This window comes from Alkalibacter rhizosphaerae, from assembly GCF_017352215.1.
GTDB classification, from domain to species: Bacteria; Bacillota; Clostridia; order Eubacteriales; family Alkalibacteraceae; genus Alkalibacter; species Alkalibacter rhizosphaerae.
Genome location: NZ_CP071444.1, coordinates 419379 through 434340 on the forward strand (window position 1 = coordinate 419379; position 14962 = coordinate 434340).

12 protein-coding genes and 3 tRNA genes are annotated in these 14962 nt (G+C 46.2%); 4 read left to right on the forward strand and 11 right to left on the reverse strand.

The genetic code is table 11. The features are described 5' to 3' along the window. Positions 1-12: 12 nt before the first annotated feature. On the reverse strand, positions 13-462 hold the full coding sequence (locus tag J0B03_RS02075; RefSeq protein WP_207300234.1) for a universal stress protein: 450 nt from the start codon (positions 460-462) through the stop codon (positions 13-15). A 78-nt stretch (positions 463-540) separates the two neighbouring features. Next, positions 541-846, reverse strand: coding sequence for a LysM peptidoglycan-binding domain-containing protein (locus J0B03_RS02080; RefSeq protein ID WP_207300235.1), 306 nt, complete (start codon positions 844-846; stop codon positions 541-543). Positions 847-983: 137 nt separating this feature from the next. Here J0B03_RS02080 and lexA point away from each other — a divergent pair, with 137 nt between their 5' ends. After that, a complete protein-coding gene (gene lexA / locus J0B03_RS02085) occupies positions 984-1607 on the forward strand; it encodes a transcriptional repressor LexA (RefSeq protein ID WP_207300236.1) in 624 nt (207 codons plus the stop codon). A gap of 5 nt (positions 1608-1612) precedes the next feature. Here lexA and J0B03_RS02090 read toward each other — a convergent pair whose 3' ends face one another. The 6 genes from J0B03_RS02090 to J0B03_RS02115 form a co-directional block, all read right to left on the reverse strand. Further along, positions 1613-2908 carry a methionine gamma-lyase family protein gene (locus tag J0B03_RS02090; RefSeq protein ID WP_207300237.1) on the reverse strand — a complete coding sequence of 432 codons (1296 nt, stop codon included), beginning with the start codon at positions 2906-2908 and terminating at the stop codon, positions 1613-1615. Between the two features lie 10 nt (positions 2909-2918). Continuing rightward, complete coding sequence (miaA, locus tag J0B03_RS02095) at positions 2919-3854, reverse strand: tRNA (adenosine(37)-N6)-dimethylallyltransferase MiaA (RefSeq protein ID WP_246798163.1); 936 nt, start codon at positions 3852-3854, stop codon at positions 2919-2921. Positions 3855-3865: 11 nt separating this feature from the next. Beyond that, positions 3866-5635: a DNA mismatch repair endonuclease MutL gene (gene mutL, locus J0B03_RS02100; RefSeq protein ID WP_207300238.1), complete on the reverse strand. Its 1770-nt coding sequence runs from the start codon at positions 5633-5635 to the stop codon at positions 3866-3868. Further along, positions 5632-8250 carry a DNA mismatch repair protein MutS gene (gene mutS, locus J0B03_RS02105; RefSeq protein WP_207300239.1) on the reverse strand — a complete coding sequence of 873 codons (2619 nt, stop codon included), beginning with the start codon at positions 8248-8250 and terminating at the stop codon, positions 5632-5634. The genes mutL and mutS overlap by 4 nt, the downstream gene beginning before the upstream one ends. 11 nt (positions 8251-8261) lie before the next feature. Beyond that, on the reverse strand, positions 8262-9578 hold the full coding sequence (gene miaB, locus J0B03_RS02110) for a tRNA (N6-isopentenyl adenosine(37)-C2)-methylthiotransferase MiaB (RefSeq protein WP_246798164.1): 1317 nt from the start codon (positions 9576-9578) through the stop codon (positions 8262-8264). A gap of 69 nt (positions 9579-9647) precedes the next feature. Next, positions 9648-11228 carry an MBL fold metallo-hydrolase RNA specificity domain-containing protein gene (locus J0B03_RS02115; protein ID WP_207300240.1) on the reverse strand — a complete coding sequence of 527 codons (1581 nt, stop codon included), beginning with the start codon at positions 11226-11228 and terminating at the stop codon, positions 9648-9650. A 74-nt stretch (positions 11229-11302) separates the two neighbouring features. Between J0B03_RS02115 and J0B03_RS02120 the strand changes: the two genes are divergently transcribed. The 3 genes from J0B03_RS02120 (at position 11303) to J0B03_RS02130 (ending at position 11580) form a co-directional block, all read left to right on the forward strand. Further along, positions 11303-11379 (forward strand) — tRNA-Pro (locus J0B03_RS02120). Positions 11380-11407: 28 nt separating this feature from the next. Continuing rightward, positions 11408-11484: transfer RNA gene (locus tag J0B03_RS02125), tRNA-Ile, on the forward strand. 20 nt (positions 11485-11504) lie between these two features. Further along, a tRNA-Phe gene (locus J0B03_RS02130) sits at positions 11505-11580 on the forward strand. A 126-nt stretch (positions 11581-11706) separates the two neighbouring features. Here the strand turns inward: J0B03_RS02130 and J0B03_RS02135 are convergent. Genes J0B03_RS02135 through cmk form a run of 3 tightly spaced genes read right to left on the reverse strand, consistent with a single transcriptional unit; the run spans position 11707 to position 14961 of the window. Next, positions 11707-13722, reverse strand: a complete 2016-nt coding sequence (locus tag J0B03_RS02135) for a bifunctional 4-hydroxy-3-methylbut-2-enyl diphosphate reductase/30S ribosomal protein S1 (protein ID WP_207300241.1) — start codon at positions 13720-13722, stop codon at positions 11707-11709. A gap of 4 nt (positions 13723-13726) precedes the next feature. Continuing rightward, positions 13727-14314 carry a lysophospholipid acyltransferase family protein gene (locus J0B03_RS02140; RefSeq protein WP_207300242.1) on the reverse strand — a complete coding sequence of 196 codons (588 nt, stop codon included), beginning with the start codon at positions 14312-14314 and terminating at the stop codon, positions 13727-13729. Positions 14315-14319: 5 nt separating this feature from the next. Continuing rightward, complete coding sequence (gene cmk / locus J0B03_RS02145) at positions 14320-14961, reverse strand: (d)CMP kinase (RefSeq protein ID WP_207300243.1); 642 nt, start codon at positions 14959-14961, stop codon at positions 14320-14322. Position 14962: the final 1 nt, after the last annotated feature.

The following is a 14962-nucleotide window of genomic DNA, read 5'->3' on the forward strand; positions in this document are numbered from 1 at the left end:
ATTTACCTTTTTTTACTTTACGACCAACACGGCCCGATCCACATGGTGAAGCACTTTATTGGTAACACTTCCCAATAAGAAGCTTTGCAATCCACCGTTTACACCCAAGGAACCCATGATGACAAGATCGATGTCGGGATCCTCTTCGATGAACTTAATGATGCGATTCCCCGGCTCACCATCTAATTCGAAAGTTTCAACATCTCCAGGTATATCTTCAAATACTTGGGCAGCATCATCCAAAATTCGTTGTGCGTTTTTACTGGCCGTTTCTGCCAATTGATCGATGGTGGCACCCATGTCAATAACATTTCCCGGTTCATATGGATACAATGGGAATCGAATGTCTTTCACGTTGATCAGAACGATATCACTTTCAAAGGCCAAGGCTATTTCTTTTGCTTTCTCCAAGGCTCTCATCGAATACTCTGATCCGTCTACAGGTATCAGTACTCTTTTCATCTACATCACGCCTTCCTTGTTTGTTTCTCCTAGAGATTATTACCCCTGTTTACTAAAAGAAAAACAAGAAAAATGGATTTATTTGGATGGAATCATCAATTTTTGGCTTGGATAAATATATCCGTCGTCATCAATGTTATTTTGCATGGAAATAATGTGGACCATTTCCCGCACGTCCTTGCCGTCTGGATTGTGAGCACCGGCGATGGACCACAACGTGTCTCCAGTCTTTACCGTGTATGTAACATATGTGGCCGGTTCTTCTTTCTGCATGAAGCCGGATGCGCTGTATGTCAAAAACCACAGCAGCAAGAATGCAACCAAAATTGCGCTGATGAATCTTTTTTGATTTAAAATGACAATTCTTTTCCCCATGATCGTCATGGCAAACACCTCCGAACGTTTGTTCTAATTACAATATAACAGAACGAACGTTCGGTGTCAACGTTTTTTCGAACATCTGTTTGCTTTGTTTCGATTTTTATTGTATAATAAGTTCGAATCGAAAGGTAGGCGATCTCATGGAAAAAGAACTGAGTAAAAAACAACAAGATATCCTTGAATTCATCATCAAAGAGGTACAAAAAAAAGGATATCCGCCATCCGTTCGGGAAATTTGTCAGGCTGTATCCTTAAAAAGTACATCTACGGTCCACGGGCATTTGGAAAAGCTGGAAAATAAGGGCTTCATTCGAAGAGATCCCACACTTCCCAGAGCCATTGAAATACTTGCCAGGAACGACAGCCCCATGGCACCGATCCACAAAGAGATGGTCAATGTTCCCGTAGTAGGCCGTGTCACGGCCGGACAACCCATCCTCGCAGTGGAAAACATCGAAGACAGCTTTCCCCTGCCAATGGATTTTATCGGCAAAAACGAATCGTTCATCCTCTGCATCCGGGGTGACAGCATGATCGATGCCGGGATCCTGGACGGCGATTACGTGATCGTAGAGAAGCGTAACACTGCACTAAACGGTGATATCGTTGTCGCATTGATCGATGAGGAAGAAGCCACGGTAAAACGTTTCTACAAAGAAAAGGGACATATACGCCTCCAACCGGAGAATTCCGCCATGGAGCCCATTATCGTCTCCGATGCCCGGATCTTGGGTAAAGTTACCGGCGTCCTTAGAAAATTATAGTACCATCATGTAGGCATCCGAAGGATGCCTTTTTCTTTGAACAATTGCAGCACACTGTAGATGCCAAACTTTCCATGTTCATGGGTCAACCCACCCTGCAGGTATCCAATAAATGGTTCCCTCATGGGGGCATCTGCGCTCAATTCGATGGAAGACCCTTGAACAAAAGCACCTGCCGCCATTATGACTTTTTCATGATAACCTGGCATTTCCCATGGCTGGGGAACAACATAGGAATCTACGGGTGCCGCCCCTTGAATGGCTTGACAAAATAGCTCCACTTTCTCTGGAGTGCCAAATCGAATGGCTTGAATGATGTCACTGCGAGAATCATCGTGTTTCGGACATACATCATAGCCCAACTCGGAAAATACTTTTGCCGCCAATATGGCGGTCTTGAGGGCTTGAGAAACAACTGTTGGCGCAAGGAAGAGACCTTGCAGATATATTCGGTTGATGCCCATGGTCGCTCCCGTCTCCCGTGCGATCCCTGGTGCGGCAAGGCGGCATGCCGCCAAGTACACCAAATCCGCTCGACCGGCCACATAGCCACCCATGGGTGCGATGCCGCCACCCGGATTTTTGATCAGGGAACCCGCCATCAGATCCGCTCCCACTTCCGTGGGTTCTTTTCTCTCGATAAACTCTCCATAACAGTTGTCTACCATGATCACCACATTAGGGTCTTTATCTTTGATGGCTCCTATGACACTTTCCAACTCCGTAATGGTGACTGCTTTTCTCCAACCATACCCTGTGGATCGTTGCAGATAGACCATTTTTGTTTTTTCATCCATGGCTTCCAGGACTTTATCCACTTGGATGCCGTCCCCTTCCAAATCGATTTGCTCGTATTCGACACCAAATTCTCGAAGAGTACCACCTTCCACGGATTCGTTTTTGTTCATGCCAATAAAAGTGGCTACCGTATCGTAAGGTGAACCGGTGATTGCCAGCAGTTTGTCTCCAGGACGCAATACGCCATATAGACAAAGTGCGATGGCATGGGTGCCGGAAATGATTTGAGGACGGACCAGAGCATCCTCTGCTCCCATGATGTCTGCAAAAATCCTTTCCAGAATATCTCTGCCTTCATCATTGTATCCATAACCAGTGGAAACGGCAAAATGTCGGTCGCTCAAGCGGTTCTTTCTCATGGCGTCGATGACTTTGAATTGATTGTATGACGTAGTATCCTTGATTTCTTCCCACAACCGCTCTAAAGCCTTCTCCGCCTTGCTGCAAAAGGTCACGATCTCCTCATCGATGCCAAAGCGCTTCATATCCAGTTCTTTTATCATAATCGTTGTCTCAATCCTTTTTATTCATGTATTCCACGATCTGCACCATGGCTTCTTCCGGATCCACCAATGCATCCATGTCGATCCAATGGATCTCTTCCAGACGGCGAAACCAGGTCCATTGCCTTTTGGCGTATCTTCTAGTGTCTCTTTTTAACAGATACAATGCTTCGTCCCATGTCGATTCTCCGTCCAAATATGCCAAAATTTCTTTATAGCCAAGCCCCTGCATGCTCTGCCAGTTTCTGTCGGCACCCATCTCCACCAATTGCCGAACTTCCTGCAGCAATCCTTGTTGGATCATGATGTCGATACGTTCTTCGATGCGCCGGTACAGACGATCTCGACCCATGGTCAATCCAACCAGGGTATGGTCGAATGGAATGGGAAGATCCGTCGACTGGGCATCGGACAGGCTTTTTTTCTTTCCCGTTTCCAGAAACACTTCCAACGCCCGGATCACCCGTTTAATATTATTGGGATGGATCTTCTCCGCCGATTCCGGATCTACTTTACTAAGCTCTTCGTACAAGCGGTCCCGCCCCTTCTCTTCATAAAAGGTTTGGATCTCTTTTCGTACAGTTTCGGAAGGGGGTGTATTGGAAAAAGACCAACCCCGAATCAAGGAATTGACATACAGTCCGGTTCCTCCAACTACTATGGGCAACTTTCCTCTACTGGCAATATCGTCGATGGCCTCTACCGCCAATCGACGATATTGGGCTACGGTAAAAGATTCCCAGGGTTCCACCACATCCATCAAGTGATGCACAATGCCTTGCCGCTCTTCCATGGACGGCTTTGCTGTTCCAATATCCATATGCCGGTATATCTGCATGGAATCTGCGGAGACGATCTCTCCGTTTCGTTGTTTCGCCAATTCTACGGACAATCCGGTTTTACCGGAAGCCGTGGGACCAACGATGATCAGTATGGGTGATTTCACTTTTTTCCCCCTTATGTTACTCTCTTGAACAGTTTTTCCACTCCATATTTGTCCATGGTGACAACAATGGGTCTACCATGGGGGCAAGTGAAGGGAATATCACAAGAGAGCAATTGTTCCAGCATGATGTCTATTTCGTTTTTCGACAGCTTTTGGTTGGCTTTCACCGCTTTCTTGCAAGCCGCCAATATGATCCGTTCCTGCAGGGTCCCGTTTTCCAGCATTTCTTCTTCCAGAATCTTCAAGAGCAGATCGGCAGAGGCCGGTTCTCCCAGCAATACGGGAACACCTCGAAGGGCGATCTGATTGTCTCCGAAGGAGGTGAACTCGAAACCCAGCGAAGCAAAGATATCTTGATTCTCCATCAACAAGACAAACCGATCCGGCGGAAGATCATAGCGCACCGGCATAATGGTCTGTGCATCCACATTCTTATCCCTTTGAGCCCTGGTCATTTTCTCATACAGGATCCGTTCATGAGCTGCATGTTGATCGATCAAGATCAGGGTAGATGCGTCTTTTTCCAACATGACATAGGTGGAGAACAGCTGGCCTAAGAATTTTCCATCCTTTAACAGAAGTGCCAATCGATTTTCCGTTTCTCCCTTTTGCTTTTCGCCTGCTTCTTCCACTACTATTTTCACCGTTTCATATGCCCTGTCCGGTTCGTAGGACGCAACGGGATGAGTATCCGATATGAAACGAAAGGTTTCGACCTGGTCGGATCTCTTTGGATCTTCCCGCAGTTCAAAGGGTGCCGCTTCTTTTGGTTTCATTCCTTCTACTTTTTTTGCGTCAAGATTACTTCTCAAGATCTGTCGGATCCCGTCTTTCAATAGGAGAAGAAACAGGCTTTCGTTATGGACTTGCACTTTGGTCTTGGCCGGATGGATGTTGACGTCCAGCATATGACTGGGCAAGTGGATGTTCAGTACAAAAACAGGATGCTGATTGATCATCAACATGCTGCCATAAGCGTCTTCTATGGCCTTGTTGAACCGGGTTTCGCTGATGTACCGATTATTGATGAATATAAATTGGTGATCCCGATTTCGCTTGGTTTCATAGGGACTTCCCAAATACCCATTCAACTGCAATGGTTCATTCTCATAGGTGGCTTCCATCCATCTCCCCACTTGCTGATTGCCGAAAACACTTTGAAGGACAAGCAAAAGGTCTCCTCTTCCCGGTGTCTTCATATAGGATGACCCGTCTAAAAACAAACCAAAAGAGATCTCTGGGTGGGACATGGACAATACTTGAACCATTCGGATGATTTTTCTGTTTTCATCGTTGCTCTTTTTCAAATGTTTCAATCTTGCGGGTGTATTGTAAAAAAGATCTTCCACCAATATGGATGTCCCCCGTGCCCAGGCTATGGCTTCCTTTTCCTGATGATTCCCGCGATGAGAGTACATGGTCCCCAAACCGTCCTTTCTGGATGACGTTTTGACACGGACACGGGATACGGCTGCGATGCTGGCCAGGGCCTCCCCTCGAAAGCCCAAAGTTTCAAGTTGATCCAAATCTTCCATGGTTTGGATCTTGCTGGTTCCATGACGCGCAAAAGCCAACTCCACATCTTCAAAATCAATGCCCAGTCCATTGTCGGTCACTTCGATTTTTGATTTTCCTCCATCTTCGATGTTGATCGTTATGGCAGTCGCTTTGGCGTCGATGGCATTTTCCACCAATTCTTTCACTACGGCAGATGGATCGACGACGACTTCTCCTGCAGCAATTTTTGCTGCCGTTTGTTCATCCAACAACTGTATTCTCATTCTTTGACCTCTGTGACTCTTTTTTTCAACGCATACAGATAGTTCATGGATTCCATGGGCGTCATTTCATCCAATGGAAGCTGGTCCAGTTCTTCAATGATCTGTTTGTCTTTATAATTGAAGAGATTGACCCGATCCTCCACAATGGGGAGGGTTTGTGCCAGGGACTTGCTTTTTTTTACTTTATCTTCCTTCTGTTCCAGGACCACCAGCAATTCATTGGCCCTTCGGATCACCGGTTCCGGCAATCCAGCCAGTTTTGCCACTTCGATGCCATAGCTTTTATCGGCACTTCCCGACACGATTTTACGCAAAAACAGTACCCCGGTTTCACGCTCCTGTACTTTTATGCAGTAATTTCGCACCCCTTCCTTGACCTCTTCCATTTCGGTCAATTCATGGTAATGGGTGGCAAAAAATGTTTTGCATCCCACGTGGTCCACCAGGTGTTCCACCACAGCCCAAGCGATGCTCAAACCGTCGAATGTGCTGGTTCCCCTACCCACCTCATCCAAAATGACCAGACTGTCTTTTGTGGCATTTTGCAGGATGTTGGAGACTTCACTCATCTCCACCATGAAAGTACTGTGTCCGGAAGCCAAATCATCAGATGCTCCTACTCGGGTGAAAATTCGATCCACCACTCCGATTTTTGCCTGAGCTGCCGGAACAAAACACCCGGTTTGGGCCATAAGGACGATCAGTGCGATTTGGCGTATATACGTCGATTTGCCGGCCATGTTGGGTCCTGTGATGATAATCATTCGGTTGTCCTTCGTATCCACTTCTACGGAGTTGGGAACGAAAGCGTTATTTTCCAACATGGATTCCACTACAGGGTGGCGGCCTTCCACAATGAGGATCTCTTTGCTTTCATCCACTTTTGGGCGAATATAATTGTTTTCAAAGGAAACTTGCGCCAGTGCGTATAAGACGTCCACCTGACTGATGATTTCCGCCGTCGTCTTGATCCGATCCAAACTTTTCAATATTTCACTGCGGATTTCCTGAAAAAGGATGTATTCCAATTCTTCAAGTTTCTGATCTGCTTCCAAGATACTGTTTTCCAGTTCCTTCAATTCCGGCGTAAAGTAGCGTTCGCTGTTGGCCAGGGTCTGTTTCCGAATATAATCCGGTGGAACGGAAGACAAGTTGCTGTTGGTCACTTCGATGTAATATCCAAAAACCTTGTTGTATTTTATTTTCAGGGAGCGGATCCCGCTTTTCTCCCTTTCCCGCTGCTCCATTTTTAACAGCAGATTCTTGCTGTCGGTGGTGATCTCCCGATAATGATCCACTTCCTCATGATATCCATCCCGGATCATGTTGCCTTCTTTTACGGACAAAGGCGGATCGGGATCAATGGAGCGCTCCAACAACTCGCCAATATCTCCCAAATCGTCTAAAGAGCGTATCATTTCTTCCCAAAGTGGAGCATTCAATGCTAGCATCACTTCTTTTATGGGAGGGATCTGATAAATGGAATCTTTCAATGCCAGTAGATCTTTTGCATTGCAGGTCCCCATGGACATTTTCCCCACCAACCGCTTCAGATCATAGATCTGCTCCAGCCGGTTTTTCAATGTATCCCGTTGCATCGGCTGGTCAAAGAGGATCTCCACCGCCTCCAACCGCAGATTGATTTTTTTCGCATCCGTAAGGGGTTCATCCAACCACTGCTTCAATTTTCTGGAACCCATGGATGTCCTGGTTTTATCCAACAATCCCAACAGACTGCCCTTTTTCTCCCCTCCGCGAATGGTTTTCGTCAACTCCAGATTGGAACGGGTGGCATGATCCAAGGCCATGAACTGTCCCACGTCGTAATAGTGGAGGGCATTGACATGCTGCATCACCTGCATTTGGGTTTCTTCAATGTATGCAAGGAGCGCACCGGCTGCTTTCATTGCCAGTTCTCTATTTTCCAATCCCAAACTATGGACGGAATATACGGACATGGCTTGGGCGATCCGGTTTTTCGATCGCTCCAGTTCAAAGTATCGGTTCGGCAATACGTTGATATACCCGTTGCTGGTTCTGCTCAAAGCATCGTTGATTCCTTTATCTTTATAAACCACCGTGTTCATCAACAATTCCGACGGGTTGATTTTTGCGATCTCGTCCAACAGTAATCCTTTGTTTTCATAAATGGAAAACTGGGTCACATAAAATTCTCCGGTGGACAGGTCCACGTAGGCTATACCTGTTTCCAAAACATTTCCGCAAATGCTCATCAGATAATTGTTGCTATGCTCTTTTAAATATTTCCCTTCCGTCATAGTACCGGGAGACAAAACCCGGACGATATCCCGTTTGACGATCCCTTTTGCTTCCTTGGGATCTTCTACTTGTTCACAAATGGCGACCTTGTACCCTTTTTCGATCAGTTTTGCAATATAACTTTCCGCTGCATGATAAGGAACACCGCACATGGGTGCTTTTTCATCCAATCCGCATTCCCGACCCGTCAATGTGATGTCCAGTTCTCTCGAGGCGGTTATGGCATCATCAAAAAACATCTCATAGAAATCGCCCAAGCGAAAAAACAAGATGGCATCTTTGACTTTTTCATGTACTTCCAGATACTGACGCATCATGGGAGTCAACTGTTCCATGTTTTCACCCTTTACTCGATGATCGTTCCGTCCAGACTAAACGTCTTGGCATCGGTGATCTTTACTTTTACGATTTGGCCTACCATGCTTTCATCTCCGGGGAAATTCACCAGCTTTGCTGTTTCTGTTCTCCCGGATACACGGTCCGGATTGTTTTTGCTCAACCCTTCCACCAATACTTCCACTATTTTTCCCAAATACTTTTCATTTTGCGCCCGGCTGATTTCGTGGTGCACCTCCAGCAACCGGTCCATTCGTTGATGCTTGATATCATCAGGAACCTGGTCTTCCCGCTGGCTGGCCGGAGTGAGTTCCCGGGTGGAATACAGAAACGTGAAGGCCAGGTCGAAGGAACAAAGACGCATCAGATCCAGCGTCTCTTCAAAATCATCTTCCGTCTCACCGGGAAACCCGATGATGATATCGGTAGTTATGGCGACTTCCGGTACTTCTTTCCTGATTTTTTCAACCAGTTGCAAATATTGTTCCTTGGTGTACTTTCGGTTCATTTCCCGGAGCACTTTACTGCTTCCCGACTGCACGGGCAAATGCACATGGTTGCAAACTTTCTTTTCTTCCGCAATGACGCGGATCAAATCATCGGACAGATCTTTGGGATGGGATGTCATAAAACGGATCCTCTCCAATCCCTCCACGTTGGCCAATCGGGTCAATAGCTCGGAAAATGTCGCAGGTTCCTCCAGGGAATCTCCATAGGAATTGACATTTTGTCCAAGAAGGGTCACTTCCTTGCAGCCATTGGCTGCAAGAGCTTCCACTTCCAGTATGATGCTTTCCATCTTTCTGCTTCTCTCTCTCCCTCTGGTATAAGGAACGATGCAATAGCTGCAGAAATTGTTGCAGCCGTGCATGATGGATACATACGCTTTGAAGGGATAACGGTGATCGACCGGAAGGTTTTCCACGATGTCCGCACCATCCTTCCAAACGTCTACGATCATTTCCTCTTTCTCGAGATGTTGATCCAGCAGTTGTGGAAACTCATGGATGTTATGGGTCCCAAAAATGATGTCTACGTGGCGATGTCTGCTTTTGACCTCCATGATCACGGATTCCTGCTGCATCATGCATCCACAAACGCATAAAACCATCTTCGGATTTGTTTCCTTCAGCCTTTTGAAATAGCCCAAATGTCCAAAAAATTTGTCGTTTGCATTTTCCCGCACACTGCATGTATTCAAAATGACGAGATCTGCTTCTTTTTCATCCACTACCGGCAAGTGACCCAGATTTTTCAACATCCCGGAAATTTTTTCCGAGTCATTTTCGTTCATCTGGCAACCATATGTTGTTATCTTGAATTTCATTATATCTTCACCTCTTGTTATTCGTTCACAAAGAGATATTATATCATATTCCCTTGCCGATCCCACATCTTACTTTGGAACCAAGGATTTTTTCATTGCGGCGATATGTTCCTTCACCGATGCAAGATCCACATCTTGCTTGCTTTCCAGCAGATCCATGACCTCGATCAGATCCTTGATGGCATCTTCCACGCTGTCGTCCTGGATCTCCGGAACCAGATCTTCCTCGTGGATCACACCATTGCTTTCCAACAATTCAATAGTGTCTCCCATGGCTGGCACCAACACATCGATACGAAACCGATTGGACAAAACCCCTTGCAGATGATAGATGGAATCTTCTTCTCCATGGACCAATACGATTTTTCTGGGGATCTCTTTGTTTCCTTCGATCCAGGATACAATGTCATCCATGTCCCCATGGGACGAAAATCCTTCCACCGAATATATGCCGCTCTTTACGGCTATTTCTTCGCCAAATACCCGCACCTTTTCATTCCCGCTTTTGATGCGATGGCCCAAGGTTCCAGGAGCTTGATATCCCACGAATACGACGGAGGATTCTTTTCTCCACAAATTGTGTTTTAAATGATGCTTGATCCTTCCTGCTTCACACATGCCGCTGGCGGAAATAATGATCTTGCTCTTCTGATCTTCATTGATGGCCTTGGATTCATCGCTGGTCAATGTAAAATGAAGATTTTCAAAGAGCAAGGGATCGTCTCCTTTAGCGATTTTTGAGGTTGCTTCCTTGTCAAAGAGTTTGCAGTTTCTGCGAAAGATCTCGGTGGCTTTTATCGCAAGAGGACTGTCCACATATACAGGGATGTTTTCGAATTCGCCAAGGAGTCCGTTTTCCTTGTATTCATTGATATCGTATAGCACTTCCTGGGTCCGGCCTACGGCAAATGACGGAATGACCACATTTCCACCCATACGGGCGGATCTCTTGATGATCTCCAACAAGTCGACGCCATTGTCTTTTTTCTCTCCATGGGTTCGATTCCCGTAGGTGGATTCCACCACCAGATAGTCCACTCGTTCCAAAACTGCGGGATCTTTCAGGATCGGCATGTTGTTGGATCCCAAATCCCCGGTAAACAAGTATACATTCCATTTCTCTTCTTCCAAAACAGAAATTTCGACGAAAGCAGAACCAAGCATGTGCCCTGAATTGATGAGACGAACTTTCAACCCTTCGTCGATGACCACCGTTTCTCCATAGTTTACTCCTTCAAAGTTCTTTAACGCTTGGAGGGCATCCTGGACCGTATACATGGGCTCGATCTCCTCCAGGCCTTTACGTACCCGTTTTTTATTTTTCCATTCCGCTTCCATTTCCTGAATGAAGCCACTGTCTTCCAGCATGATTCCGCATAATTCCTCGGTGGCGGTATTGGTGTATATCTTCCCCTTGAATCCCTCTTTTACCAGCTTGGGGATCCGGCCCGAGTGATCGATGTGGGCATGGGTCAATAGCATAAAATCCAAATCTTGGGGATTGAACGGAAATGGTTGATAGTTCAATTCGTCCAGCTGCTTGCCTCCTTGAAACATGCCGCAATCCACCAAAAATCGTTTCTTTTCGGTTTCACATAGAAAACAAGAACCTGTTACCATTTGTGCCGCTCCGTAAAATGAGATTTTCATGAATACACTCCCTTTTTTGTTTTATTGATTGACAAGGTCTTTCAGATGTTGTATATTATTATTTGTCACTATTGCGAGGTGTAGCGCAGTTTGGTAGCGCACATGGTTTGGGACCATGGGGCCGGGGGTTCAAATCCCTCCACCTCGACCATTTTTTTATAGCTTCCATCAACACATGGGGGCCTTTAGCTCAGTTGGTTAGAGCAACCGGCTCATAACCGGTAGGTCCTGGGTTCGAGTCCCTGAAGGCCCACCATTTATTTTTTTTCATTACAAGCCCAAGTAGCTCAGTCGGTAGAGCAGAGGACTGAAAATCCTCGTGTCGGTGGTTCGATTCCGCCCTTGGGCACCACTTTCAACAATTCAATGCAAAACCGTCAAATGAAAGAACCTAAAATGGTTCTTTTTTTGTGGTTGGACTGCTATTTGGATGAAAAAAATATAAAAAGAAGGTGGTTGCAGGCAACCACCTTTTTAATTACTCTTGATCGAAGAGGTCTCCGAACAGCTCGCCTATGGTATTTTCTGCCTTGTCTTCATAAACCGTTTCGTTGGCTTCCACTTCTTTTACCGGTTCCTGAAGCATGGACTTCAAGCTCAAGGAAATCTTTCGCTTTTCATCGTCGATACCAATGATCTTAACAGTGATCTGATCACCTGGCTTGAGCACGCTTTCCACTTTATCCACTTTTTCATGAGCCAGTTCGGAAATGTGGATCAGCCCCTCCACTTCATCGATAATTCTTGCAAAAGCTCCGAATGGTGCGATTCGAGTAATGGTAACATCCACTTCCATTCCGGTTTTGTAATTCTTTGCAAACTCGATCCAGGGTTCATCCGTCAAATCTTTGATGCTCATTTTGATTTTGTATTCTTCCTTGTTGATCTCTGTAATGACGGCGGTGATCTCATCGCCTAATTTATAAAGATCGGAAGGATGATTGATCCTCTTCCAGGAAAGGTCGGATACGTGAATAAAACCATCAATGGGTCCGATTTTCACGAAAATTCCGAAGTTGGTGATGGATTTGATGGGTCCGGTCAATTGTTGGCCCACTTCCACCGATTGAATGAAAGATTCCTTTTGTTCGGCTTCCATTGCTTTCTTTTCCTTGAATTCTCTCTCCAGAACGATCCGCTGGGAGAATATGATGCGATTTTTTCTTTTGTCGAATTCGATGATCTCTCCTCGAACATTTTTGCCAACCAAAGAATCCAGATCCTTGATGTATCGCATGTGATACTGAGAAGCCGGCATAAATGCCTGACCCAGTCCCAAATCGACGATCAATCCGCCTTTGACGGACTTGATTACGACACCTTCCAGAATTTGTTTTTCTTCAAAAGCAACATACAATTCTTCTGCAGCTTTCTTTTGCGCCATCTTCCGCTTCGAAACGACGACATTTCCATTTCCGTCGTTCAGATTGACGACCATGACTTCGATCTCATCTCCGATGGATACTTCTTTGGAAAGATCTTCTACATCTTCACCAAATTCATCCCTTGTCAGCAGCGCGTCCGATTTATAATTAATGTTCAGGTACACTTCATCTCTGCTTGCTGATAAAACAGTACCTGCCACTACGCTTCCTCTGCCTAGTTTTCGGAAACTTTCCTCGTAGGACGCTTCCATTTCTGAATCTTTTAACATTTCTTCAAACGATTTCGTCATCTTATTGATAACCTCCTTAATAATCCAATGGGGTGTTGATGCTCCTGCTGTGATTCCAATGATGTCGCATGTTTTTATATCATTCAAGTCCAATTCGGCTGCCGTTTCAATATGCAGGGTTTTCTTGCAATGAGCCCTGCTGATCTCCGCCAGCTTTACCGTGTTGGAACTGTGAAGTCCTCCAATGACGACCATGCAATCGGCCTTTGCCGCCAAAGCAGCCGTTTCTTCCTGCCTGGTCTTGGTTGCATTGCATATGGTGTTTAAAATCACCGCCTCCGGGTAGATCCGGAGTATTTCCTGGCTGATTTCGTGAAAAACACCTAAATTCATGGTAGTTTGTGCTACAACGCATATTTTATCATATTTTGCCGTTCTTGGCACACTATTTTTATTCCCGAGTATAATTCCCTCGTAATTGCACCATCCGTTGATGCCGATGACTTCGGGATGGTCCGCATCGCCGATGATAAATATTTGATATCCTTTTTTGTGGTATTCGTTCACTCTTTTATGGATTTTTTTTACGTAAGGACAAGTGGCGTCGATCAGCCGGTTCCCGCCATCCTTGATGGCAGACATGATGTCTTCTCCTACACCATGGGACCGGACCGCAATGATCCCGTTTTTGATCCCCTCTACATCGCTGATGATATGGGCTCCTCTCCGGTCCAGCTCATCGGTGACCTGTCGGTTGTGTATGAGAGGCCCCAGCGTATAGATGGCTTCTTCGTTTTTCAACAGGGCTTCTTCCACCATTTCTACTGCCTGATTGACGCCGAAGCAGTAACCGGCGCTTTTTGCCAATATTATTTCCATGATCTCACCTTGTCGTTCCCAATTCTTTAATTTCCTTCATCAGCTTCAACCCAATATCTTCCAAAGTCTCCCGGTCATTTTTCTTTCCGTAGTAGGGGCTCAAATCGATGGGTTTTCCGATCACGATTCGAATGGTACTTCGAAACTTGTAATTCCCCTCGATGGATACTGGCAGAATACCGCATTTCGATTTTATTGCCAGCACCACAAATCCTGCTTCCGGCGGCTTTTCCTCACCTTGTTTCACCCGGGTCCCCTCTGGGAAGATCCCCAGGATCCCGTTGTTTTTCAAGACCCGCAAAGCACTTTTTACGGCTGTCACATCTGCTTCTCCCCGGCGTACGGGAATGACGGTCAATTTTGTCAACAACCACTTCAACGCGGGATTGCGAAATAGCTCCTGTTTCCCCATGAAGCTGATGGTTTGAGCCGTCACTTTGCAGGCAATGACGATGGGATCGGCCCAGTGGATGTGATTTGGCGCCAGAATAACAGCCACCCCCTCCGGTACATTTTCCCTGCCGATGACTTCAAATCGATAGTAGATGTTCAGATAGATATTGGCTAAAAAGCGCACTGTCGAATAGAACATGTTCATCATTCCTTTATCCTTTTTAAGATCATCGCCACAACCTCATCCACCCCCATATGGGACGTATCGATAACGATGGCATCATGTGCAATGGTCAGTGGCCCGACGAGCCTATTGCGATCCTCTGCGTCTCTGCGGCGGATGTCTTCCTTTATGTCTTCCAGGGATTGCCCGTCCTTGTTTTCCGGCTGTTCATCGTATCGACGGCGGGCGCGAATATCGATGGAGGCATCCAGGTAGAATTTATGATCCGCATCCGGCAATACGACGGAACCGATGTCTCTCCCATCCATGATCACATCATTTGTTCGGGATATCTCTCGTTGTTTTTCCACCATCCACTCCCTAAGCTCCGGGATCTTGGCTACTTTGGAAACAAGGCGATTCACCTGGGGCGTTCGGATCGCTTCCCCCACATTTTCACCCTGAACGCAGATTTGGTTGTTCATAAAGGATATTTCTGCTTTTTTGGCCGTCTCCAATACTTGAACGGGATCTTCCGGATCCTTGTCTCCTTTCAGGACCTGCAAGGCTACTGCCCGATACATGGCTCCCGTATCCAGATAATCGATCCCCAACGCTGCTGCCACCAATTTGGCAATGGTGCTTTTACCGGCACCCGCCGGTCCGTCTATGGCGATTTTCATT